Source organism: Aliirhizobium wenxiniae, assembly GCF_019511445.1.
Lineage (GTDB): Bacteria > Pseudomonadota > Alphaproteobacteria > Rhizobiales > Rhizobiaceae > Neorhizobium > Neorhizobium wenxiniae_A.
Genome location: NZ_JAEUAN010000001.1, coordinates 1 through 23,336, shown reverse-complemented (window position 1 = coordinate 23,336; position 23,336 = coordinate 1). Strand labels below are relative to the sequence as shown.

Annotated in this window: 27 protein-coding genes and 1 other RNA gene; 8 read left to right on the top strand and 20 right to left on the bottom strand. The window is 59.0% G+C overall.

Annotation, left to right across the window (positions count from 1 at the left end; genetic code table 11):
* Positions 1-4: 4 nt before the first annotated feature.
* The 3 genes from JNB91_RS00140 to JNB91_RS00130 all read left to right on the top strand — a co-directional run bounded on the left by JNB91_RS00140 (position 5) and on the right by JNB91_RS00130 (position 3,023).
* Positions 5-1,225, top strand: coding sequence for an NAD-dependent epimerase/dehydratase family protein (locus tag JNB91_RS00140; RefSeq protein ID WP_220323496.1), 1,221 nt, complete (start codon positions 5-7; stop codon positions 1,223-1,225).
* 92 nt (positions 1,226-1,317) lie between these two features.
* The gene (locus JNB91_RS00135) at positions 1,318-2,145 is read left to right on the top strand and encodes a glycosyltransferase (protein WP_223217992.1); all 828 of its coding nucleotides are present in this window, start codon (positions 1,318-1,320) and stop codon (positions 2,143-2,145) included.
* Entirely contained in the window at positions 2,142-3,023 is an 882-nt protein-coding gene (locus tag JNB91_RS00130) for an NAD-dependent epimerase/dehydratase family protein (RefSeq protein WP_220323494.1), read from the top strand. Before JNB91_RS00135 ends, JNB91_RS00130 begins: the two co-directional genes overlap by 4 nt.
* On the opposite strand, the gene JNB91_RS00125 is transcribed toward JNB91_RS00130, so the two are convergent.
* The 8 genes from JNB91_RS00125 to ruvC form a co-directional block, all read right to left on the bottom strand.
* On the bottom strand, positions 3,017-3,415 hold the full coding sequence (locus JNB91_RS00125; protein WP_223217991.1) for a hypothetical protein: 399 nt from the start codon (positions 3,413-3,415) through the stop codon (positions 3,017-3,019). The two genes, JNB91_RS00130 and JNB91_RS00125, sit on opposite strands and share 7 nt — an antisense overlap.
* The gene (locus tag JNB91_RS00120) at positions 3,408-3,629 is read right to left on the bottom strand and encodes a hypervirulence associated TUDOR domain-containing protein (RefSeq protein WP_220323493.1); all 222 of its coding nucleotides are present in this window, start codon (positions 3,627-3,629) and stop codon (positions 3,408-3,410) included. The genes JNB91_RS00125 and JNB91_RS00120 overlap by 8 nt, the downstream gene beginning before the upstream one ends.
* A 54-nt stretch (positions 3,630-3,683) precedes the next feature.
* Positions 3,684-4,211, bottom strand: coding sequence for an NUDIX hydrolase (locus JNB91_RS00115; protein ID WP_220323492.1), 528 nt, complete (start codon positions 4,209-4,211; stop codon positions 3,684-3,686).
* Positions 4,204-5,244, bottom strand: a complete 1,041-nt coding sequence (ruvB, locus tag JNB91_RS00110) for a Holliday junction branch migration DNA helicase RuvB (protein WP_183990370.1) — start codon at positions 5,242-5,244, stop codon at positions 4,204-4,206. The genes JNB91_RS00115 and ruvB overlap by 8 nt, the downstream gene beginning before the upstream one ends.
* A gap of 71 nt (positions 5,245-5,315) precedes the next feature.
* Positions 5,316-5,930 carry a Holliday junction branch migration protein RuvA gene (gene ruvA / locus JNB91_RS00105; RefSeq protein WP_220323491.1) on the bottom strand — a complete coding sequence of 205 codons (615 nt, stop codon included), beginning with the start codon at positions 5,928-5,930 and terminating at the stop codon, positions 5,316-5,318.
* A gap of 18 nt (positions 5,931-5,948) precedes the next feature.
* Positions 5,949-6,371 carry a type II toxin-antitoxin system VapC family toxin gene (locus JNB91_RS00100; protein ID WP_430736225.1) on the bottom strand — a complete coding sequence of 141 codons (423 nt, stop codon included), beginning with the start codon at positions 6,369-6,371 and terminating at the stop codon, positions 5,949-5,951.
* On the bottom strand, positions 6,349-6,612 hold the full coding sequence (locus tag JNB91_RS00095; protein WP_220323489.1) for an AbrB/MazE/SpoVT family DNA-binding domain-containing protein: 264 nt from the start codon (positions 6,610-6,612) through the stop codon (positions 6,349-6,351). The genes JNB91_RS00100 and JNB91_RS00095 overlap by 23 nt, the downstream gene beginning before the upstream one ends.
* A 66-nt stretch (positions 6,613-6,678) precedes the next feature.
* On the bottom strand, positions 6,679-7,188 hold the full coding sequence (gene ruvC, locus JNB91_RS00090) for a crossover junction endodeoxyribonuclease RuvC (RefSeq protein ID WP_220323488.1): 510 nt from the start codon (positions 7,186-7,188) through the stop codon (positions 6,679-6,681).
* Between the two features lie 181 nt (positions 7,189-7,369).
* On the opposite strand from ruvC, the gene JNB91_RS00085 reads away from it, so the two are divergent.
* Positions 7,370-8,740, top strand: coding sequence for a methyl-accepting chemotaxis protein (locus JNB91_RS00085; RefSeq protein WP_220323487.1), 1,371 nt, complete (start codon positions 7,370-7,372; stop codon positions 8,738-8,740).
* A 103-nt stretch (positions 8,741-8,843) separates the two neighbouring features.
* On the top strand, positions 8,844-9,839 hold the full coding sequence (locus JNB91_RS00080) for an LLM class flavin-dependent oxidoreductase (RefSeq protein WP_220323486.1): 996 nt from the start codon (positions 8,844-8,846) through the stop codon (positions 9,837-9,839).
* A 62-nt stretch (positions 9,840-9,901) separates the two neighbouring features.
* On the opposite strand, the gene JNB91_RS00075 is transcribed toward JNB91_RS00080, so the two are convergent.
* Entirely contained in the window at positions 9,902-10,648 is a 747-nt protein-coding gene (locus JNB91_RS00075) for a YebC/PmpR family DNA-binding transcriptional regulator (protein ID WP_220323485.1), read from the bottom strand.
* A 171-nt stretch (positions 10,649-10,819) separates the two neighbouring features.
* Here JNB91_RS00075 and JNB91_RS00070 point away from each other — a divergent pair, with 171 nt between their 5' ends.
* Positions 10,820-11,332, top strand: coding sequence for a pyridoxamine 5'-phosphate oxidase family protein (locus JNB91_RS00070; protein WP_220323484.1), 513 nt, complete (start codon positions 10,820-10,822; stop codon positions 11,330-11,332).
* Positions 11,333-11,458: 126 nt separating this feature from the next.
* On the opposite strand, the gene JNB91_RS00065 is transcribed toward JNB91_RS00070, so the two are convergent.
* From JNB91_RS00065 to JNB91_RS00015, 11 genes are all read right to left on the bottom strand, one after another.
* Positions 11,459-12,307, bottom strand: coding sequence for an MBL fold metallo-hydrolase (locus JNB91_RS00065; RefSeq protein WP_220323483.1), 849 nt, complete (start codon positions 12,305-12,307; stop codon positions 11,459-11,461).
* A 173-nt stretch (positions 12,308-12,480) separates the two neighbouring features.
* Complete coding sequence (locus tag JNB91_RS00060) at positions 12,481-12,840, bottom strand: hypothetical protein (protein WP_220323482.1); 360 nt, start codon at positions 12,838-12,840, stop codon at positions 12,481-12,483.
* Between the two features lie 94 nt (positions 12,841-12,934).
* Positions 12,935-13,759 (bottom strand): TIGR00282 family metallophosphoesterase, encoded by an 825-nt coding sequence (locus JNB91_RS00055; RefSeq protein WP_220323481.1) that lies wholly within the window; start codon positions 13,757-13,759, stop codon positions 12,935-12,937.
* Between the two features lie 2 nt (positions 13,760-13,761).
* A complete protein-coding gene (locus JNB91_RS00050; protein WP_220323480.1) occupies positions 13,762-14,361 on the bottom strand; it encodes a 5-formyltetrahydrofolate cyclo-ligase in 600 nt (199 codons plus the stop codon).
* A complete protein-coding gene (locus JNB91_RS00045) occupies positions 14,361-15,647 on the bottom strand; it encodes a hemolysin family protein (protein WP_220323479.1) in 1,287 nt (428 codons plus the stop codon). The genes JNB91_RS00050 and JNB91_RS00045 overlap by 1 nt, the downstream gene beginning before the upstream one ends.
* Positions 15,648-15,852: 205 nt before the next feature.
* Positions 15,853-16,884, bottom strand: coding sequence for a sensor histidine kinase (locus JNB91_RS00040; RefSeq protein WP_220323478.1), 1,032 nt, complete (start codon positions 16,882-16,884; stop codon positions 15,853-15,855).
* Positions 16,885-16,893: 9 nt separating this feature from the next.
* Positions 16,894-17,337, bottom strand: a complete 444-nt coding sequence (locus JNB91_RS00035) for a response regulator (protein WP_220323477.1) — start codon at positions 17,335-17,337, stop codon at positions 16,894-16,896.
* Positions 17,334-18,833, bottom strand: coding sequence for a sensor histidine kinase (locus JNB91_RS00030; protein ID WP_220323476.1), 1,500 nt, complete (start codon positions 18,831-18,833; stop codon positions 17,334-17,336). The genes JNB91_RS00035 and JNB91_RS00030 overlap by 4 nt, the downstream gene beginning before the upstream one ends.
* A 112-nt stretch (positions 18,834-18,945) precedes the next feature.
* Positions 18,946-19,104, bottom strand: a non-coding RNA gene (gene ssrS / locus JNB91_RS00025) — 6S RNA.
* 63 nt (positions 19,105-19,167) lie between these two features.
* On the bottom strand, positions 19,168-19,545 hold the full coding sequence (locus tag JNB91_RS00020) for a cell division protein ZapA (RefSeq protein WP_220323475.1): 378 nt from the start codon (positions 19,543-19,545) through the stop codon (positions 19,168-19,170).
* Positions 19,546-19,557: 12 nt separating this feature from the next.
* Positions 19,558-19,830 carry a DUF4164 domain-containing protein gene (locus JNB91_RS00015; RefSeq protein WP_220323474.1) on the bottom strand — a complete coding sequence of 91 codons (273 nt, stop codon included), beginning with the start codon at positions 19,828-19,830 and terminating at the stop codon, positions 19,558-19,560.
* Positions 19,831-20,152: 322 nt separating this feature from the next.
* Here JNB91_RS00015 and tkt point away from each other — a divergent pair, with 322 nt between their 5' ends.
* Together tkt and gap are read left to right on the top strand one after the other, a co-directional pair.
* The gene (gene tkt, locus JNB91_RS00010; protein WP_220323473.1) at positions 20,153-22,126 is read left to right on the top strand and encodes a transketolase; all 1,974 of its coding nucleotides are present in this window, start codon (positions 20,153-20,155) and stop codon (positions 22,124-22,126) included.
* Between the two features lie 82 nt (positions 22,127-22,208).
* Positions 22,209-23,219: a type I glyceraldehyde-3-phosphate dehydrogenase gene (gene gap, locus JNB91_RS00005; RefSeq protein ID WP_220323472.1), complete on the top strand. Its 1,011-nt coding sequence runs from the start codon at positions 22,209-22,211 to the stop codon at positions 23,217-23,219.
* Positions 23,220-23,336: the final 117 nt, after the last annotated feature.

Sequence of the window (23,336 nt, the reverse complement as noted above, 5' to 3'; positions counted from 1 at the left end):
TTTTATGAAGATTGCAGTCATGGGCGGCGACGGTTTCATCGGATGGCCTACATCCCTTCACCTGTCCCATGCGGGCCATGAGGTCCATATTCTCGACAATCTTTCCCGTCGCTGGATCGATACCGAACTCGGCGTGCAGTCGCTGACCCCGATGGATTCGATACAGGAACGCACCCGTATCTGGCATGCAGAGACCGGCCGCCGCATCCATTTCAACCTCATCGATCTCGCCAAGGATTATGAGCTTCTGAAGAACTGGCTGGCGGAACACCGCCCGGACGCGATCGTGCATTTCGCCGAACAGCGCGCCGCCCCCTATTCGATGAAGAGCGATCGCCACAAGAACTACACGGTCAACAACAACGTCAACGCCACGCACAACCTGCTGAACGCGCTGGTCGAACTCGATCTCGACACTCACCTCGTCCATCTCGGCACGATGGGCGTCTATGGCTATTCGACCGTCGGCGCTGCCATCCCCGAAGGGTATCTGCCGGTCGGCATCGAGACGATGAGCGGCGAGACGGTCTCCCAGGAAATTCTCTACCCGTCCAATCCCGGCTCGATCTACCACATGACCAAATGCCTGGATCAGCTTCTCTTCGCCTTCTACGCGAAGAACGACCGCCTGCGGATCACCGATCTGCATCAGGGCATCGTCTGGGGCACCCATACGGCAGAGACTCGCATCCATGAGCAACTGATAAATCGCTTTGATTATGATGGGGATTACGGGACGGTCTTGAATCGTTTTCTCATCCAGGCGGCAATCGGGTATCCGCTTACCGTACATGGCACCGGCGGCCAGACGCGCGCCTTCATCCACGTGCAGGATTCGGTTCGCTGCATCGAGATCGCGCTCAACAATCCCCCTGCCCGCGGTGGCCGCGTCGAGATCTTCAACCAGATGACCGAGACGCACCGTGTCCGTGATCTGGCCGAGATGATATCGAAGATGACCGGCGCCAAGATCGCCTGGCTGCCCAACCCGCGCAAGGAAGCACCGGAGAACGATCTCGTGGTGAAGAACGAGAAGTTCATCGAACTCGGCCTCAAGCCGACAACGCTTGGTGAAGGCCTGCTTGCCGAGATCGTCGACGTTGCGAAGAAATACGCCTACCGCGTTGATCGCAGCCGCGTCCCCGCCGTCTCCGCCTGGACCAAGGACATCGCCGCCACCGTCGAACGCGATCCGGAAGGCAAGCGGCTGAAGTCGGTTTCGTAAGACCTCCGAAACGTCATCCTCGGGCTTGTCCCGAGGATCTGCCGACGTGGAATCAGGCCATGACGATTGCCGCGCGCAAATGGACTCACCCCATGAAAAACGCCTTCGTAACCCTCGTCACGAACTCGGACTACGTGAAAGGCGCCACCGCCCTCGTCCGCTCGTTACGTCACACTGGCACATCAGCAGACATCGTCATTCTCCACACCGGCGCCGTCGACACAGAAACGCTCAGCGCCCTCCAGTCACTCGGCTGTCGGCTCGTCCCCGTCGAGCACCTCCCCCTGTCCGACGCCTTCAACCAACGCCATGCGCGAAAAAACCTGCATGGCGCGGCTCCGTTCACAAAGGGCCGCAAACCCGACTTCCACACCCCGCTCGACAATTTCTGCAAGCTGCGCCTCTGGCAGCTCACCGAATATCGCACCATCGTCTTCCTCGATGCCGACGTGATCGTGCTGAAGAATATCGACAAGCTGTTCGATTACCCGGAATTTTCCGCAGCCCCGAATGTCTATGAGAGCCTTGCAGATTTCCACCGGCTGAATTCCGGCGTCTTCGTTGCAAAGCCCTCGCTCGACACGTTCGAGCGGATGCTGACAGTGCTGGATCAGCCAGATACCTTCTGGCGGCGCACCGACCAGACGTTTCTGGAGACCTTCTTTCCCGACTGGCATGGCCTGCCGGTCACCATGAACATGCTGCAATATGTCTGGTTCAACATGCCCGCCCTATGGGATTGGAAAAGCATCGCAATCCTGCATTACCAATATGAAAAGCCGTGGGAGACGGACCACGCCAAGACGGAAATTCTCCGCCCGCTGATAGACCTCTGGCATGCCTTCCATGAGGGCCGCAACATCCCGGAGATCTCCACCCTTTCCGGCCCGCAACGTCCAGAACCCGGAGATGCAGCGTGAAAGTGCTGGTCTCCGGTGGAACGGGGCTTGTCGGCCGCTACATCGTCAACGGCTTGCTGGATGCCGGGCACACGGTCGTGGTCGGCGCCCGAAAGCCGCAACCGCACGGTTTTTTCGCGCAGCCGCTCGAATTCCGGTCTTTGCAGCTTGATCCAAAGCTCGACCAGATCGGCGCATTCGAAGGCATCGAAGCCTTCATCCACGCCGCCTTCGATCACCTGCCCGGAAGATATCGGGGTGGCGAAGGCCAGAACCCAAAGCGCTTTCAGCGGCTGAATCTCGATGGCTCGGCAAAACTCTTCGAAACCGCGAAAAGCGCAGACGTCAAGCGGGTCGTCTTCCTCTCAAGCCGAGCGGTTTACGACGGGCTCCCTCCCGGCACCAGGCTCACGGAAGATCTGCCTCTCTGCCCCACCTCTCTTTACGGCGAGATCAAGCTCGCCTGCGAAAAGGCGCTCAGCGCCCTCACCGGTCCAGATTTCATCACGGCATCCTTGCGCGCTACGGGCATCTATGGAGAACTTCGCCCCAACAAATGGGACGATCTCATTGCGGACGCACTGGCCGGCAGGCCGATTGCGCCACGCGCCGGCACCGAGGTTCACGGAGCGGATGTGGCTCAGGCTGTGCAGCTGATGCTGGAATTGCCGCCCTCATCCGTCACCGGACAAAACTTCAATCTTTCCGACGTCACCGTCGACACCCGAACGATCCTCGAGAAACTCGGTCTATCAGCCCAGATGGTGGCTTTCACAGCGCTTTCCGCAAACGTGATGGATACCGAAAAAATCCGCCGCATCGGCTGGCAGCCCGGTAAAATGCGACGGCTCGAGGAAACTATGGCGATATTGGCTCGCCAGTATGACAGCGATCACTGATGATGTGAGGCGTGTCGCTGAACGTTGCCGTCGCCTCCATGCCGGCTCGCCTGCCGCTTATCCTTCTTCCGGGCCTCAATGACCTTCGCCTGTTGTTCAGCCCATTTCTGCCCGGCGTCACCGCCCCATAAAAGCCAGGCGATATAGCCGGTCGAAGGCTCGTCATCATTGCCGAAATTCTCGGCGCGCTTGTCGACCTTGTGCCGGGCGAAATAGCTTACCATTCTTTTCACGGTAAGATCGGAAAGCGGCTTGCGGTGCTGCAGGTCACGGGCACGGGCGATACCGACAGTCGTTCCTCCGCGCCGGAATTTCGCCCTGAATTTCAGCCCCTTTTCTGCGGCAGATGCCACCTCTGCTGGTGGACGATTATCAAGATCATTGTCAGCCATGAGTCTTTTTCACCTCCGACTGACTTTTCAGAACTTTCGCGCCGCTTTCCTGTTCGATCAGGAACGCCGGCTCCTTGCTATCCGCCTTGCGCTTGATCGTTTTCCCCTTGATGCGGCGCTCGATATCCTGCGTGAATTTCCGGGTAACCTTGCCTTCCGCCTTTGAGCGCCCCCACCTCCATTCGACTTCGTTTCCGACATGGATCTTCTGCATGCATGGCTCCTTTCATTCCAAGGGGAACTCAAGGAGCCGGATGATGTTCCAAAATCAGTCTTTCAGATCAAGGTCGCCATCCCGCTGAACGACATGACGCGGATAAGTTGGCAAGTTTTCGATCTCGTCTGCGATGAAATAAGGCGGGATATCGAGTTCCCTGAGCGAAGCCGTTGTCGCCGGCACCCATTTGAACTCGAGTTCATGGGTATCGACCACGCGGTGCACGATGTCGGTCGGATGGAATGGAAAGCTCTCAGGCAGTTCCATGCGGTAATAGAAACCCAGTTCGTGCCAGTCCTTTTCCTCGTAATGGAAAAAGTTCTCGACCACCCAGAGAAGCGGACCGATCTTGGCGGTGACGCCGAGTTCCTCGACCATTTCCCGGGCAAGCGTTTCTTCGGAAGTCTCGCCCATCTCGGCGCGCCCACCCGGAAACGTCCAGAAAGCCTCGTGAACCGCACGATGCACGAGAACATGCCCATCCCGAAACGCCAGTCCGGCAATGCGCATCTGAAAGATACGCTTCGGCTTGAACTTCATCCGGATGCGTAGATCCTGCGGTTTTTCCTTCTTACTCATCTTCGAGGCTCATGCGGAACTGCGCCGCTTCCATGTCCTTCGGCGGTTGCAAGCCGAGATGTTTCCAGGCAACGGCAGTGAGAACACGCCCACGCGGCGTGCGCTGGATAAAACCCTGCTGGATCATGTAGGGCTCGATAATATCCTCGATCGCATCCCGCGGCTCGGAAAGGCCTGCGGCAATCGTCTCGATCCCGACCGGCCCGCCGGCGAAATTCACTGCGATCATGTTGAGATAACGTTTGTCGAGCTGGTCGAAACCGGCATGGTCAACATTGAGGCGGACAAGCGCCTCGTCGGCGATTTCCTTCGTCACCGCTTCCGCACGCGCCACTTCGGCAAAATCGCGCACGCGGCGCAGAAGACGTCCGGCAATACGCGGTGTACCACGGGCACGGCGTGCGATTTCACGAGCGCCGTCATCCGTCATCTTCAGCCCCATCAACCGCGCCCCGCGGCGCACGATGCCTTCCAGCTCCTCGACCGTATAGAAGGAGAGACGAACTGGAATGCCGAAACGATCGCGCAGCGGCGTAGTCAGAAGGCCGATACGGGTTGTGGCGGCAACCAGCGTGAATTTCGACAGATCGATCTTCACCGACCGCGCCGCCGGCCCTTCACCGATGATCAAATCGAGCTGAAAATCCTCCATGGCAGGATAGAGAATTTCCTCGACCGCCGGATTGAGCCGGTGGATTTCATCGATGAACAGCACGTCACGTTCTTCGAGATTGGTCAGAAGTGCGGCAAGATCCCCCGCCTTGGCGATGACCGGACCGGAGGTCGAACGGAAATTGACCCCCAGTTCCTTCGCCATGATCTGCGCCAGTGTCGTCTTGCCCAATCCCGGCGGGCCGACGAAGAGAACGTGATCCAGCGCCTCGCCGCGGTTCTTCGCCGCCTCAATGAAGATCTTCAGATTGGCGCGCGCTTCCGCCTGTCCGGTAAACTCGTCCAACGATTGAGGACGCAGAGCCGTATCGAGATCTTCGCCCCGCTTTTCCGGCGAGATGAGGCGGGTTTCATCAGTCATGAGGTATTTCCGTTCGAACCAGTTAACCAGTCAATACACGACATGGGCAGAATACGCAGCCGCGAACGCAGTCAGCGTGCCAACTCCTTCAACCCCAACCGGATCAGCTTGGCGCTATCAGCCCCCTCACCCGCGGTCTTCAGCGCCGCGGCAACGGCATTTGCCGCCTGATCGCGCGAATAACCGAGATTGGTCAGTGCCGAAACGGCATCGGAAACAGGTGCAGAGGCCACACCCTCGCCGATCTCCTGCTTCAGGCCGATATTAGCGGCAGCTTCACCGGCAAAGGCGGGCGCCTTGTTCTTCAACTCGGTGACGATGCGCACCGCCACCTTCGGCCCGACACCCGGTGCACGAGAAACCGCCGTCTTGTCCTGCAGCGCGATCGCATTGGCAAGCTCGCCCGGCGTCAGCGTCGAAAGCACCGCAAGCGCCACCTTTGAACCGACACCCTGCACGCTCTGCAGCAAACCGAACCATTCACGTTCCAGCGCCGAAACGAAGCCGAACAGCTTCAGCTGGTCTTCGCGCACATAGGTTTCGATGAACAGGATCGCCGCCTCGCCGACATTCAGCCGTGACAGCGTGCGCGACGAGCAGAAGGCTTCGTAACAGACACCATGCACATCGATGAGTACATGGTCCGTGCCGATCTCGTCGATAGTACCTTTAAGCTTGCCGATCATGAAATGTCCGCCGCGTGACTAGAGAGGATGAGTTTCGGGAGAGATAATTTGCAATGACGGAAAATAAGCACGGTAGCGCGCCGCATCCCGCGTCAGCAATCGATGCGATTTCAGCGACGCATGTGCCCCGATCAGGAAATCGGGCAACGTTCGCTCGCGAAGGCCACCAGCACGGCGATAAGAAGTATGAGCCAGACCGGCATGATATGCTGCGGAAAACGGTAGCGGTTCTCGAACCAGTTCCAACCGCGCCAGCATGAACATCAACTCGTCTTCGCTGGACGCCATCGTCGCCAGCTCTGCCCAGACAATTGGCGTCAGCACAAACTTCGCTTCGGATCTCAGCCTGATGATCACCTCGGAGGACCAGTGCGTGAAGCGAGTTTCCAGACCGAACACATCGATGAATATATTGGTGTCAACGAGGACCGAGGTCATCACGCGGCCCCCTCAGCCATTCCATGTATTCGTCCGCGGTCATTCCCTGGGTGTCAAACGTGCCCGACACATTCCGGACCCAAGTTGCGAAATCATCATGCGAAGACGACTTCTCGCCGGAGAGCACCACAAGCCGCGCGCCCTTCTCGTCGGCAACAAAATCCACCTCCGAACCAGGACCGATATTCAGCCGATCGCGGATATCCTTCGGGATTGTAACCTGGCCTTTTTCAGTGACACGCATGGTAATACCTCTGCGGTATTACCTACTACGCTCACGAGAACAAGTCAAGAACAAAGTCTTGACCAATCAGCCCGCCAGCGCCTGCCGCATCCGGTTTCCGCCGCGGTTATGCGCGTGGCAAATCGCAATGGCGAGTGCGTCGGCGGCATCGTCGCCCTTGAACTCCACCTTCGGCATCAGAATCTTCAGCATCATGTGGATCTGCTTCTTGTCGCCATGTCCGACACCGATCACCGCCTTTTTCACGGCATTCGGCGCATATTCCGAAACCGGCAATCCGGCACGGGCCGGCACCAGCATGACGACGCCGCGGGCCTGCCCTAGCTTCAGCGTCGCCACAGCATCCTTGTTGACGAAGGTCTGTTCGACCGCCGCCTCATCCGGCTTGTAGGCATGCACGACCTCGGCAAGCCCGTCATGCAGCTGGCACAAGCGAGAGGCGAGATCCATATCGCCATCAGAGGTCACCGTGCCTGAGGCAACGAACTTCAGGCTGTTGCCGATCGTGTCTATCACTCCCCAGCCCGTGCGCCGCAGTCCAGGATCGATGCCGATGATTCGAATGATGTCTGCCATGTCTCACCCTAGCTCCACCCGCCCTTGATAGCCATCGAAAAATGAACAAAACAGAAACATCGATCTTTCACTGGTTAACGCCCCGCTAACCATATGTCGCTCTACTAACATAGCCTTTGCAACGACGGCGGCTTTTCCGCGTTCTGGGTGTTCTCGAATGATACGAGAGGGAGAGAGGGCGATGTCTGAACGCCAGAGTTTGTTCATGAAGATCATGGTTCTGCTGCTGTTGCAGAATGGCCTGCTGGCTGTGATCGCATCCACTCTTTCTCCGGGCATGTCCCCCGCCATGACGGCAACCCTGGCAGCGGGCGTCATTCTATTCTCGATGGCGACGGCCATGATGGCCACCCGTATTGCCGGCAGTCACGCGCTGGGGCAGCCCCCAACCCGACGATCCTTCGGCTCAACAGCCGAAAACGGAGCCACATCCGGCTTGGGGTTATCGACGCGTTCCCATACACCGAAATCATCGCCGGAGTGCGTCAGTCCGGCAGGCCCGCGCCTCATTGGATTGAAGGGCGCGGATCTGGACAATGCGAAGGGAAGCGCGGATCGCCAGAAAGCGTCGGAAGAGGCGCTCAGCGCATTGGATGCCGGTTTGCGGCGATTGGCGACGGGCGACCTTTCCGTCAGTCTCGACACGCCGTTTTCCGACGGTTTCGAAGGGCTGCGTGGTGATTTCAACAAGGCCGCCAGCTCGCTCAACGAGAGCCTGACAACCATAATCACCTCGGCAGGAACGCTGCATGGCGAATGTGCCGAGGCGCGCATCCGGCTGGCGCAGGAGCGCTCGCTGATACCGGACGAAGTCCCGGCTCTCTCTGTCGCCGGCAATGGGCTGCGGGATATCGCCGATCTGTTGCGTGAACAGGATGCGGCGCTGAGAGAGATCGCAGCCATCGCCGCCAATGCCAAGGCATATTGGCAGCAAAGCTGCGAAACCGCGACAAAGGAGGCCAAGGCCTCCGAAAGCCTGCGCGGTTCCGAAAAACAGGTCGGAGAGATCGCGGCATTGATGCGCGATGTGGCTTTCCGCACCAACATGCTGTCCGTCAGCGCCAGCGTTGCGGCCGCAAACATGGCCGGCCCGCAGGAAACGCTGCCCGTCTTTGCTGCAGAACTGCGCGATATGGCAGAAACCAGTGCCGCGGCGGCAAAACAGGCTTCGCTTCTTGAGCGTGACGTTGCGCTCAGCCTCAAGCACACCCGCTCGCAGGCGGATCATCTCCTGCGACAGGAGCAGCATCTTCACGAAAGTTTCGAGACCATCGGCAACAAGCTCGCGGCAATCTCGCAAGCTTCCACGATGTCGTCCGATATGGTGGCCCGCAGCGGCGTCATTTTGGATGGAACCCTCAAATTTTCGGGCCAGCGCCGCGCGCTCGACCATGCGCTGGAGGCCGCACTTGAACGCATGTCGCAGGAGCTTGCCATCATCAACCGGCATTGCGGGCGCTTCATCCACATTACCGTGCTGCACGACGACCACACTCCGCCGGATACGCGTCCCCCACACCATCGTAGCCACCTGAGACTGGTGAAGAGCTGAAGGCGGAAAAGCCTCGCGATGCTTTTATCGGTTCAAGGGTCGCATCGGCGGTTGCGGCTTCCTAGATAGGAACCACAGAATTGTTCCTTTCCAAGGTAGATCCATGATTCCGTTTTCGATACTTGACCTTTCGCCGGTCGGCGAAGGCTACTCGGTGCGTGATGCACTCGACCAATCCCGCCAGATGGCAATCAAGGCCGAAGAGCAAGGATACAAGCGCGTCTGGCTGGCCGAGCACCACGGCATGCCCGGCATTGCCAGCGCCGCAACATCGATCGTCATCGCCCATGTAGGCGCAGCCACGAAGAAAATCCGCGTCGGATCCGGCGGCGTCATGCTGCCCAACCACTCCCCCCTCGTCATCGCCGAACAGTTCGGCACGCTGGAAGCGCTTCTGCCGGGCCGTGTCGATCTCGGCCTCGGCCGCGCTCCCGGCACCGACATGCGCACGGCGAGCGCGCTTCGCCGCAATATGGAAGCGGGTGCTGAAAACTTTCCGCAGGATATCGTCGAGCTGAAACACCTGCTCGGTACGCCGATCGAAAACCAGGCGATCATCGCAGTGCCCGGCACCGAGGCCAATGTGCCGCTCTGGCTGCTCGGCTCAAGCCTCTACAGCGCCCATCTCGCAGCAGCGCTAGGCCTCCCCTATGCCTTCGCTTCCCATTTCGCGCCCGACATGCTGATGGATGCGATTGCGATCTATCGCGAACGCTTCCAGCCGTCAGCGGAACTCGACAGGCCTTATGTCATGGTTGGCGTCATGGGCGTTGCAGCAGACACCGACGAGGAAGCCGAACGCTTGTTCACCTCGTCGCAGCAGCAATTCGTCAACCTGCGCAAAAATGTCCGCACCCGCTTCCCCAAGCCGCTGGACAGCATGGACGGTTTCTGGACGCCGATGGAAAAGATGAGCGTCGAGCATACGCTGCGCTACGCCGCCGTCGGCTCCGTGCCGACCATCGAGGCAAAGCTGAAGGATTTCTTGGAGGAAACCGGCGCGGACGAACTGATCGTCTCCATGCCAATCCATGACATCGACGCACGCCTGCATTCGGTCGAACTGTTCGCGTCACTGCCGATGATGGAAAAAGCCTGACGCACAACGAAAAACGGGCCGGTAAAACCGGCCCGTTCCAATTTAAAGGTTATGACGATCAATTAGGCCGAAAGCTTGGCCAGAACTTCTTCGGAGACTTCGAAGTTCGAATAGACGTTCTGCACGTCGTCGTCGTCTTCCAGGTTGCCGATGAGCTTCATCAGCGACTGCGCCTTTTCCTCATCGACTTCAATCGTGTTCTGCGCCTTCCAGATCGCCTTGACGGTCTCGGCCTCGCCAAGCACCGCTTCCAGCGCCTTGGACACTTCGTTCATGTCTTCGAAGCCGCAATAGATGGTGTGGCCTTCTTCGTCGGTCTCGACATCATCGGCACCGGCTTCGATTGCCGCTTCCATCACCTTGTCCGCGTCACCGACGGAAAGCTTGTAGGTGATTTCGCCAACGTGATCGAAGGAGAAGGAAACCGAACCGGTTTCACCCAGGGCACCACCGGCCTTGGTGAAGATCGAACGGACGTTCGATGCGGTACGGTTGCGGTTGTCGGTCAGCGCCTCGACGATGACGGCAGTACCGCCCGGGCCGTAACCCTCGTAACGAACCGCATCATAGTTCTCGGCGTCGGCACCCGATGCCTTCTTGATTGCACGGTCGATATTGTCCTTCGGCATCGACTGTGCCTTGGCGTTCTGCACGGCAAGGCGCAGCGCAGCGTTCATCGTCGGGTCGGGAAGACCTGTCTTGGCAGCAACGGTGATTTCGCGCGCGAGCTTGGAGAACATCTTGGAACGGATGCCGTCCTGCTTGCCCTTGCGGTGCATGATGTTTTTGAACTGTGAATGGCCAGCCATGGCACCCCTGATACTTTTACCGGTTTTGGAATGGGCGCCTTATAATTTCGAAGCGCCCGCCATTCAAGGCATTTCGGTTACCCAAGCCTCGCCGCCTCAACGAAATGGGCCGGAACAAAGCCTTTGCAGCTCCGTTTGACCTATCGAGAACAACAAAAGGAGACGCAGAAGATGGCAAGCCTCACCGAAGCCCGCGAAGCACCGGAACGTCAACTGTGGGACGAGATCAACAGCGTCCACGCCGGCATGCTCGGCCTTGAAGGCGCCCATATGCATTTCCAGCCTATGGCGCCGAATGTCGACACGAAGACCAACACGATCTGGTTTTTCACCAAGATGGATACGGATCTCGTGCGCGCTATTGGCGCAGGTGGCCGCGCGCATTTCTGCGTCATTGGCAAGAACCACGATTACCACGCCTGCCTCTCCGGCCTCATCGAAGTCCGCCTCGACCCGGCCAAGCGCGACGAATACTGGAGTGCCGTGACCGCAGCCTGGTACGAGCAGGGCAAGGATGACCCGCTTCTCACCATGCTCGCCTTCAAGGTTGATGATGCCGAAATCTGGGCCTCGACCAACAGCACTCTGAAATTCGGCTGGGAAATCGCCAAGGCCAACATGACCGACGAGAAGATGCCGGAGGTGGGTGTCAAACAGCACCTCACCTTCTCCGCAGTACATTAATGATCTAAACCAACGGGCGTCACCCTCGGGCTTGTCCCGAGGGTCTGTCCAAAGTGATGGAGAGTGCGGGATCAGCGTGATCAGATGCTCGGGACAAGCCCGAGCATGACGTAGCTTTTGCAGCCATCAAAGCCCCTGCGGCACAAGAATGGTGGGCTTTTTCGGCAGCGACCGCATCGACACCCTCAGCGTTCTTTCCTTCGCATAGGCAATATCGAACTTCCCGTCGAACATGGCGAGGAACGTATCGAGCGGCGGCCCGAAGCGGTGCATCGGCAGGATCAGTGAAGATCGCAGCCTCTGCACGACGCGGCTCATGCTGTCCGCTCCCATCGTCAATCCGCCATCAACAGGCACCATCAGGATATCGAGCCTGCCGATCTCCGTGTATTGCGCCTCGTTTAATTCGAAATGCAGATGCCCCAGATGACCGATGCACAGGCCCGCGACTTCGAAGATGAAGATCGAATTGCCGTTTTCCTCGATACCGCCACCCCAGTTGCGGATATCGGAGACGACATTGCGGATATAGGCATCCCCGATCATCTCCTGATGTTTGGCCTTTTCACCCGGCACATCGCTCCAGCCGTGTAGTACCGTCTCGATCCCCGGATCGGGCGTCAGCGTGTAATGAGTGGAATGCGCCCGGTTCATCGTCACCACGTCGGGCAATCTGTCGGGCCTGTGGACGCCGCTGTAATCCGTCGCGATCCCGATCCCGCCCGGCGTCTCGATGAAATAGGTGGAATGGCCGACAAAGGTGATCTTCACCTCTTCCCGCTCGGCAAGCGTAAGCGCCTTGCCCGCCTGCACAAACTGGACGTTGGGCGGGCTGAAACTCGCAAACCGCACATTCGGCAGTTTTTGGGCGATTGCCTGGCACTGGCTGATCGGAAGGCCTTCCTGTGCGTAGGCCGAAGAGAATGCTGAAAGAAGAAAGGCCGAAAAACCGAATGCGAGAGTTCGCAGCTTCATGCCACACCCCGGAAAACGCGTTCATGCTCATTCCGGGTGAAAGGATGGGCGAAGCATTCGGATGCGTCCAGCAGACAATGCAGATATACGCCTCACAATTCCGTCATTCGGACAGAGGCGGAGTTTGACTGGACACCAGGCGCTGCGGATTACAACGGCACTATCAAGCCGGATCAGATGATCAGTGTGCGATGCCCGAATGGCGTCTCGTCATCATAGTTGCGCGTGCCGATACGCTCGCTTTCACCCGACAATCTCGCGTCATCTGACTGCTCATCGGGGGCATCAGACGCAGTCGCCTCCTGCCGACGGTGCGGGTGGCGATCGTCGAGCGACGCGGAAGGCTCTTCTTCACCTGCGGCCTCGCCATCCTGCTCACGAAAACGCTTCATCGCCGCAAGGTCCGCATTGATCTGATCCTGCCGGTGGCCTGCCCAGACATTATCGGGTTCGGCGCGGCTGACCACACTGCTGTCGACCAAAGTCGCGGCGGATGCGGACGTCGAAGAAACGCGGGTAACCGGGTCAACCATTATATGCCCTCCAGCAGATGCCGCCCTGCCCGGCACAAGCGCCGGGCGAAAAGGTCACATGCAGAATGCTAACATGGGAACCGCGGTTGCCCAATCAACGCCAGAAGCTGGGAATGGTTTCCGCCAGCCGCGGTCCAACCCGGAGCGGCTCGATCTTTTCGGCAAGCCCGGTGGAATCCGAAATCTCGATGCCGAGACCACAAAGCGTCGCCGGTCCATGCGCTGCCTCGAAACGGCCCTTCGGCATTTTCGAGATGAAGCGATTGAGCGGCTCTTCCTTTTCCATGCCCAGCGACGAGTCGTAATCGCCGCACATGCCGGCATCCGACATGTAGCCCGTGCCGCCGTTCAAAATCTGGCAATCGGCCGTCGGCACATGGGTGTGGGTGCCGACGACAAGCGAAGCGCGGCCATCGACGAAATGCCCAAAGCACTGCTTCTCGCTGGTCGCTTCCGCATGGAAATCGAAAATGATCGCGTCCGCCTGGTCCTTCAGCGGTGCAGCTTCGAGAATGGCCTCCGCGCTTTTGAAGGGATCGTCGAGTTCCGGATGCATGAACACCCGGCCCATGATATTGGCGACGAGAATGCGCGCGCCGTTGCGGGCATAATAGAGGCCCGATCCCTTGCCCGGCGTGCCGGCGGGATAATTCGCAGGCCGCAGGAACTGGTCATGGCGACCGGCAAAACTGACGGCCTCCTTCTGATCCCAGACATGATTGCCGGTCGTCACGACATCGGCACCGGCATTGATCGTCTCGAGAAAGATATCTTCGGTAATGCCGAAGCCACCCGCCGCGTTCTCGCCGTTGACGATGACAAAATCGAGCTTCAGGTCCGAAATCAGGCCCGGCAGTTTTTCCCATACGGTCGTTCGGCCGGTCTTGCCGACCATGTCACCTAGAAAGAGAAGGCGCATTCCTATCCAATCTTTACAATGGCCTCATCGGACAGATCGCGAAAACCGCTTTCCGTCAGGATCCCGTGAAGCCTTATATCATGAGGTTCGTCGGGAACTGATGCCACTTCCTGGCAGTCGAATGCAATGCCGATCAGCCGTGGATTGCAGCCTTTTTGCTGCAAACGGTAAATCGCGCGATCATAATAGCCGCCGCCATAACCGATCCGGTGGCCTCTGCGGTCGAACGCCGCAAGCGGCACCAGCATGATATCGGGATCGAGTTCGGCCGCTTCCGGCCCCGGCCCGACAGTCCCGAAGACACCCGACACAAGTTCAGCGCCCGCAGCCAGTTCACGGAAAACGATGGTCTCCTTGTCGAGCACAACAGGCACGCAAATCCGCGCCCCGCGTTCACTGAGAAGATCCATCAGAGGACGGACATCCACCTCGGAGCGGATCGGCAGAAAGCCGGACACGATCGTCTGCTCGCTAAAAGCAATCGCCGCCATGCCATGGGATGCCAGCGACAGGCTCTTTTCCACGCGTTCGGCCGCATTGATCGCATCGCGCGCCGCGAGCCTTTCGGCTCGCAGCTTCGCCTTGATGGACGTCCCCGCCATCAAGCCTTTTCGCCTGCGCGGGAAACGAGCAGCTTGTCGATCCGGCGTCCGTCCAGATCGATAACCTCGAAGGTCCAGCCATGGGTGGTGAACTTCTCGCCGAGTTCCGGCAGGTGCTTCAACTCATCCAGCACGAAACCGGCAACCGTCTCGTAACCCGGATCTTCCTCGATCGAGATCCCCATCTGCGCGCCGAATTCGTCCACCGGCATCCAGCCGGCAATCAGGTAGGATCCGTCGTCGCGCGGTACGATCGCCGGTTCCTCCGTCTCATCTTCCTGGAACACGCCGGTGATTGCCTCAAGCACGTCACCCGAGCTGATGATCCCTTCGAAATGACCGTATTCGTCATAAACCAGCACCATATGCGCCGGCGCCTTCCTGAGCGCCTGGATTACGTCGAGTGCACCGGTCAGATCGGAAACGACGGGGGCTTCACGCATCACGAGCTGAACATCGAACTGCTTCCCGCCAGCCATGAAGTCATAGGCGTCCTTGACGAACAGAACGCCGATGATCTCGTCGGAACTGCCCCTGCGAACAGGGAGACGCGAACGCGTCGTGGCGCGAAGCTGGGCGCGGATTTCCTCCGGCTCGTCCTCGGTGTCGATCACCTCGACATCACGGCGTGGCGTCATCAGCCCGCGGGCCGTCCGGTCGGCAAGCCGCATGACGCCGGAAATCATTTCGGATTCGCCGCTTTCGATAACACCGGCGCTCTGCGCTTCGGCCAGAACCGTGCGGATTTCCTCATCCGTCACTTTTTCTTCCGACTCGCCCTTCTGGCCGAGAATGGTCAGAACGAAACGGCCGGAAATATCGAGGAACCAGACGATCGGCGCGCCGACCATCGCCACGAGCTTCATCGCCGGCGCAACGCGTGCAGCAACGTTTTCCGGCGCGCGCAGAGCGATCTGCTTCGGCACCAGTTCTCCGAGGATGAGCGACATATAGGTGATAACGACAACGACGCCGCCGACACCGAGCCAGTCGGCCAGGTTTTCAGCCATGCCCTGCGCTTCGAGCCAGCTGGTCAGACGTGTTCCAAGCGTCGCGCCTGAAAATGCGCCGGAAAGGACACCGACCAGCGTGATGCCGATCTGGACGGAGGAGAGAAAACGACCTGGATCTTCAGCAAGCTTGATCGCTGTGGCCGCACCGCGATTTCCCTGCTCGGCCATGACCTTGAGGCGGATGGGGCGGGATGAAACGACGGCAAGTTCCGACATCGCAAGAACACCATTCAATATGGTGAGTGCAACGACGATAAGGATTTCGGTTAACAAAAGGTGCTCTTAGGCTGGGACAATATCCTGCGCACAAAACGTTGACCGCTTGCGGCGGCTGCCGTTGATTTCCTGATGTGATCTCGCGCGCAGTTCGGAAAACCGTCGGCCGGTTCTCGGAACTGCGCACCTTCACGTATAGGCTGAAATCATAAGGTCGGCGTGGCCGTATTGCAATGGCTGGAACAATTGAACTACGCGGACGTCAGGCCGACAGATCGATCGTCATTTCCGCACGCGTCCCCACGGGCCGCTCGACATACTGAATGGCCGATCCGAGCGTGGATGCCATCGATTTCACGATCCGGCTTCCAAGACCGGTTCCCTTGACGATATCGCCCTCTTTCCAGCCGATCCCGTCATCCTCGACGGCAAGCAGCGCCTTACCGTCCGGCTGGCGCGTCAGAAAGACGCGAACCTCGCCCTCCGCCCCCGGCTCATAGGCATATTTCAGCGCATTGGTCAGAAGCTCGGTCACGATCATGCCGACAGAGACCGCACGATCCGATGTCAGCATGACCTCGTCTGCAGCAAGCCGGATAGACGGCCCCTGCCGATCGCTCACGGTCCCCTGGACCTCGTTGACGAGTGTCCCGAGATACTTGTCCATCTCCACGTGCCGCACGTCGTCGGATGTATAGAGGCTGCGGTGCATGCCCGCGATGGCGGTGATACGCGCCTGCGTTTCTGCAAGCGCTTCCTTCACGTCCTCGTTCTTGCTGCTTCCGGCCTGCAGGCGGATCAGCGCCGCGACAAGCGCCAGACTGTTGGCGACGCGGTGATTGACTTCCGCGAGCAAAATCTCGGCCCGCTCCTTGCCGATGCGGATCTCCTGATCGGCCTTTTCCTTCTCGCGACGAAGGTCGGCATTGGAAATAGCCTGGCCGATCGCATTCTGCATGAGCGGCCAGAACTCGTCGCCCACCGTCTTGATGACGTAATCCGCCGCTCCGTTTTTCATCGCCTCGATGGCGATCGTCGCGTCGCTGGAACCGGTGATGTAGATCACCGGAGCCGAGCAGCCGCATTCCTGCAGCCGATGGAAGATATCCATCCCGGTCTCAGTGCGAAGATAATGGTCGAGAACGATCGCATCGATCCCGCCCTTCTCGAACGCGACCATGGCGCTCGCCCCGTCGACGGCTGCGATCACATCGTAGCCGGCACGTCCGAGATGGCGTTCCGCGAGACGGGCCAGGGCGACATCGTCGTCAACATAAAGGATCGTTCGCGGCATATCTTCTCGTTATTGTCCGGGTATCTGCATTACCGAAAAGAACAGACCCAGCTGTCGAATGGCGTTTGCAAAACTGTCGTAGTCCACTGGTTTGGTAATATAGACATTCGCGCCAAGATCGTAACAGCGCTGAATTTCCCGCTCGTCGTCCGTCGTCGTGAGGATCACCACAGGCAGGCGTTTTGCATGAGGGTTGGACTTCACCTTCTCAAGGATGTCAATACCCGACATATCGGGCAGATTGAGATCGAGAAGGATCAGAAGATGCCGATCGCTGCTGACCATGCCCGAACGGTCGGCGCCGAGGATGAAATCGAGCGCATCGGTACCGTTGGTGAAAGGCACGATCTCGTTGTTGACGCCGGCACGGCGCACATTCTTCTCGATCAGACGGGCGTGCCCCTCGTCATCTTCGATCATGACGATGGTGACTTCCTTGCCGGCAGCTTTCATGGCCCGCTACTCCTAACATACTGGGACAAATCCATGGGCAATCGGATGACAAATGTCGAACCGCCGCCCAGCGTGGATGTCACTGTAATTTCGCCACCTAAATTTCTGACTAATGAGCGCACATGCGCAAGCCCGATCCCCTCGCCCGCCTTGTCCTGCACACCTGACCTGCGGAAAAGCTCGAAGACGCGCTCATGATCTTCCGGCGCAATACCGCGACCATTGTCCGCCACCTCGATCCGCACCGCACTGCGCCCCATCGGAAATGCCTTCACCGAAAGACTGAGCGGCCGCTCCGGATGTTTGTACTTGACCGCATTGTCGAACAGATTGCCGAAAATCTGCTCCATGGAGAAGCGGTCGGTCAAAAGGCCGCGGGTCGCACCGACCGAGATACTGACTTCACCGCCTGAATCGCTAACCTGATGATGAACGCTCGCAGCCGTCGTCTCCAGCAGTTCGCCGAGATCGATGCGCTCAGGTTTGAGTTCACGACGGCCATCGCGCGAAATTTTCAGGATAGCATTGATCAATGCATCCATCTTCTTTGTCGAAGAGCGAATAAAGCCGATCGCCTCCGGCAGATCTTCCTCCACGGCAAGACGCGCCTCGCGCACCTCATCCTCGCTCGGCCGCGCGCCATCCGCAAGCACATAAGCGCTGATCGACTTCAGTGACGCATCCAGCTCGCTTGTAAAGCCCATGATATTGACGAGCGGCGCTCTCAGGTCATGTGAGACGATATAGGCATATCGCTGAATTTCACGATTGGCCTGCATCAGGTCTTCGGTACGCTCGTTGACCCGTTCCTCAAGCCCGACATTAAGCTCCTCGACCTCGGCGCGTGCATGATCCAAAGCCCGAACATGCTGCATCACGACGGCAATCCCGCCGCCGACAACCAGGATAATCAACAGTCCGCCGCCAAGCGTCACATATTGCAGCGATACCGCACTTTCGCGGATCTCGCCGATACCGTTGATCAGATGCACGTCCAGTTCCTGCACGAGATCGCCGATCGTCTGCCTGAGCTGCTGCATGACGACGAAACCGGACTCATTACGCACGATGGCGACGGCATCTGCCACTCGACCCTCGCTCGCAAGATTGAGCGTCGACTGCATCTCCGTCACCTTTTCGGCGATCAGGCGACGGATGTCCTCCATCGGCACATTGACGGTGTTCTGGTTGGTGGCAACGCGCTCCAGCCGCTCGACCTGCCCTGGCAGCGCCTCGAGCGCCCTCTGGTAGGGTTCGAGAAACGCCTCGTTCTGCACCAGAAGATAACCGCGCTGACTGGATTCCGCCGAATTGAGCAAAACCAACATATCGCTGGCAACCGAGCGAACTGCCCGAAGCTTCGTCACTTCATCGAAATAGGTCCGGGTCATGCTTGCCAGAAAGAAGGACGACAAAACGATCGCAACGAGAAGTCCGGCACCGATCAGAAGCATGAGAAGCGAAGACCGGGCGAACTTGTTATTGGCAAAAAGCATGAAGAGGAACCGTCGGTTGAACTGGACGGAATGAACTTGGCCGCAACGCAATGATTGTCAATGCATATCCGGCAAGCGCCGGACTGCATCAACGACAATCTAAAGAAGGAAAGCGCGATCCACGGCGACCGATGGAGATTTACGATCCTGGGTGCCTACAAACGTAGGTGGGCGCCATATGTCCAAGCCCACGGGCCTGGTCAGGGACAGCTCCCTTTGGATCGAGTATGGCCCCAGGGATTGTGGTTCCTGTCGGGAAGCGCAGAACGCGACCGGAATATATGTGCGATCCTCAGGCAGCGCCAGTGGCTCCGGATCGAATTTTTCACACGGATCAATTCGCCTCGGCCGGCATGCGTCCGTTCAGCTTTGCAGCGAGCCCTTCGATCCGCGCGGCGAGTTCACCGATGGTCGAAACCAGCGCCTGCTCATTGCGCTGCTGCACTTCGAGCGAGCCATCACGGTTGGATCTGAGGGACGCCAGTTCGGCCTCCAGAGCGGACACCTTGCGCGTCATCTCGGACAATTCGTCCATGATCATGATGCCGGCCATGACGGTGATCCTCAGGTCACCGATCTCACCGAACTGACCCTTGAGGTGGCCGACATAGCGGTCAAGCCGGTCGGCGAGCTGGGTCAGGTGGTCTTCCTGCCCCTCCTCGCAGGCCATGCGATAGGCCTTGCCGTCAATCGTGACTGTAATCTGAGCCATCAAATTCTCCCGTCAGCGATCGAGCACGGCGCGGATTGTCTCCATGGCAGTCACCAGTCGACGAGACACTTCGCGATTGACTTCTTCCAGCCGATTGGCGCGAAATTGCGACTGATCTAGTTCCTGTGCCAGACGGGCACGATCAGCATGAACGCGACGGACCTCGTTATCGACGTCACGGTTTTCCCGTTGACGTTCGATACGGGCATCCACGGCGTTTTCGAGACTTCCCACTGCTGCGCGGAGTTCCGAAAGCGCCACCTCAACCGTCTTTTCTGCCGGCATCCATCATATCCCGTGAGAATGCAAGGCCAGGCCGAATCGTGCAGCCAAACCTCGCCATTAGGCAAAACAGATTAAGCACCGCTTGAAAGCCGGTCAACAAACCACCACTGTCTTGGCATCATCGACTTGTGGATCAACTGTCCTATATCGTTTTTGGACGCTTATGCTCAAACAAGCGGCAGCCTGTCGCAAACCTGCTCAATATATAATTGCAGTGCCCCATTTTGTTGACTTGCGCGCGCCACCTGATAAGGATCAGGCGCTCCCTCAAATGGCCCTCCAAACGGGCCTCTGACCGACACTCGGATACAGTGGATTAGCCATGACTTCTCGCGAACAAAACGACCGGATGGCAAATGCGATCCGTTTCCTTTCGATGGATGCCGTCGAAAAGGCGAATTCCGGCCACCCAGGCATGCCCATGGGCATGGCCGACGTTGCAACCGTCCTGTTTTCCAAATACCTGAAATTCGACCCGACGAAACCGCATTGGCCGGACCGTGACCGTTTCGTCCTGTCGGCCGGCCACGGCTCGATGCTGCTTTATTCGCTCCTGTATTTGACCGGTTATGAAGACATGACCGTCGAGGACCTGAAGCAGTTCCGCCAGCTCGGCTCCAAGACCGCCGGTCACCCGGAATACGGCCATGCCACCGGCATCGAAACGACCACCGGTCCACTCGGCCAGGGCATTGCCAATGCCGTCGGTATGGCGATCGCGGAACGCAAACTTCGCGAGGAATTCGGCGCCGACCTGCAGGATCACTATACTTATGTGATCAACGGCGACGGCTGCCTGATGGAAGGCATCTCCCACGAAGCCATCGCGCTTGCCGGCCACCTGAAGCTCAACAAGCTCATCCTTCTCTGGGACGATAACTCGATCACCATCGACGGCGCCGTCTCGCTGTCGGATTCGACCGACCAGATCGCCCGTTTCAAGGCTGTTCACTGGCACACGATCGAGATCGACGGCCACGACCAGGCAGCGATTGCAGCCGCAATCGAGGAAGCCCACAAGTCCGACAAGCCGACCTTCATCGCCTGCAAGACGACGATCGGCTTCGGCGCTCCGAACAAGGCCGGCAGCCACAAGGTTCACGGCTCGCCGCTCGGAGCGGAAGAAATCGCCGCAACCCGCAAGGCGCTGAACTGGGAATACGAACCCTTCGTCATCCCGAACGACGTTCTCTCCGACTGGCGCGCCGCCGGCACCCGCTCGGCCGATGCCGTCAAGGCATGGGAAGGCCGCCTCGAAAAGTCCGCCAAGAAGGCCGAGTTCGATCGCCGCTTCGCCGGTGATCTGCCGGCAGGCTTCGACGCTGCTATTCTCGACTACAAGAAGAAGCTCGCCGAAACCAAGCCGACGATCGCAACCCGCAAGGCGTCCGAAGACGCGCTTGAAGTCATCAACGGCTTCCTGCCGGAAACGCTGGGCGGCTCTGCCGACCTGACGCCGTCCAACAACACCAAGACCAGCCAGATGGTTTCGGTCACGCCGACGGACTTCTCCGGTCGCTACATGCACTGGGGCATCCGCGAACACGGCATGGCATCTGCCATGAACGGCATCGCGCTGCACGGCGGCCTGATCCCTTACGGCGGCGGCTTCATGATCTTTTCCGATTATTGCCGCCCGCCGATCCGCCTCGCATCGCTCATGGGCATCCGCGTTATCCACGTTCTGACGCATGATTCGATCGGCGTCGGCGAAGACGGCCCGACCCACCAGCCGGTCGAGCAGATGGCGTCGCTGCGCGCCATCCCGAACCTGATGATGTTCCGCCCGGCCGATGCCGTCGAAACTGCCGAATGCTGGCAGATCGCCGTCTCGACCAAGGATCGTCCGTCGGGTCTGGCCCTCACCCGCCAGAACCTGACTACGGTTCGCACCGAATATTCGGAAGAAAACCGTTCGGCCAAGGGCGCCTATGTCCTCTCCGGCAATGCCGATGCCAAGGTCACGATCTTTGCCTCCGGTTCGGAAGTCGAGCTTGCCGTGGCTGCGGCAAAAACGCTCGGCGAAAAGGGCACGAGCGTCCGCGTCGTCTCGGTTCCCTCGACCGAACTCTTCTTCGAACAGCCGGACGCCTACCGCGCCGAGATCATCGGCAAGTCGCCGGTCAAGATCGCCGTCGAAGCTGGCGTTCGCGAAGGCTGGGATGCGTTCATCGGCCCGGAAGGCACCTTCATCGGCATGAAGGGCTTTGGCGCTTCCGGCCCGGCCAAGGATGTGTTCAAGCATTTCGGCATCACGGCCAACGCCGTCGTCGCCGCTGCAGAAGCCAAAATTTAACCCAAAAGGCTGCCCTAGATCAAAGTGGGGCAGCCTATGCTTGCGTTAGAACGAAGCCCCATTATCAGGGAGTAAAGCTCATATGACTGTAAAGGTTGCCATTAACGGCTTCGGCCGTATCGGCCGCAACGTCCTCCGCGCCATCGTCGAATCGGGTCGCACCGATATCGAAGTCGTTGCCATCAACGACCTTGGCCCGGTTGAAACCAATGCCCACCTGCTTCGCTACGATTCGATCCACGGCAAGTTCCCGGCCGACGTGAAGGTCGAAGGCGACACTATCACCGTTGGCGGCGGCAAGCCGATCAAGGTTACCGCCATCAAGGATCCGGCAACCCTGCCGCACAAGGAACTCGGCGTCGACATCGCGCTTGAGTGCACCGGCATCTTCACCGCCCGCGACAAGGCTGCCCTGCACCTGACCGCCGGCGCAAAGCGCGTCATCGTTTCGGCTCCGGCCGACGGCGCCGACCTGACGGTCGTCTTCGGCGTCAACCACGATGCGCTGACCAAGGACCACCTGGTCATCTCCAACGCGTCCTGCACCACGAACTGCCTGGTTCCGGTCGTCAAGGCGCTGGATGACGCCGTCGGCATCGACCACGGCTTCATGACCACGATCCACTCCTACACGGGTGACCAGCCGACGCTCGACACCATGCACAAGGATCTGTACCGCGCCCGCGCCGCAGCCCTGTCCATGATCCCGACCTCGACCGGCGCTGCAAAGGCAGTCGGCCTTGTTCTGCCGCACCTCAAGGGCCGCCTCGACGGCACCTCGATCCGCGTTCCGACCCCGAACGTCTCGGTCGTCGACTTCAAGTTCGTCGCCAAGAAGAACACCACGGTTGCCGAAATCAACGAAGCCATCAAGGCTGCCGCCAACGGCAAGCTGAAGGGCATCCTCGGCTACACCGAAGAGCCGCTGGTTTCCCGCGACTTCAACCACGACAGCCATTCCTCGATCTTCGCGATCGACCAGACCAAGGTGCTCGAAGGCAATTTCGTCCGCGTCCTGTCCTGGTACGACAACGAATGGGGCTTCTCCAACCGCATGGCCGACACCTCGGTCGCGCTGGCAAAGCTCATCTGATCGAGCCGCATCGAATGATGAAAGGGGCGCCACCAGCGCCCCTTTTTTATTGTGAAGAGTGCAGCTTTCGCATGTGCGGATGGGTGCTTCTTCTCTTACAGGCGGCAGGGCTATGAC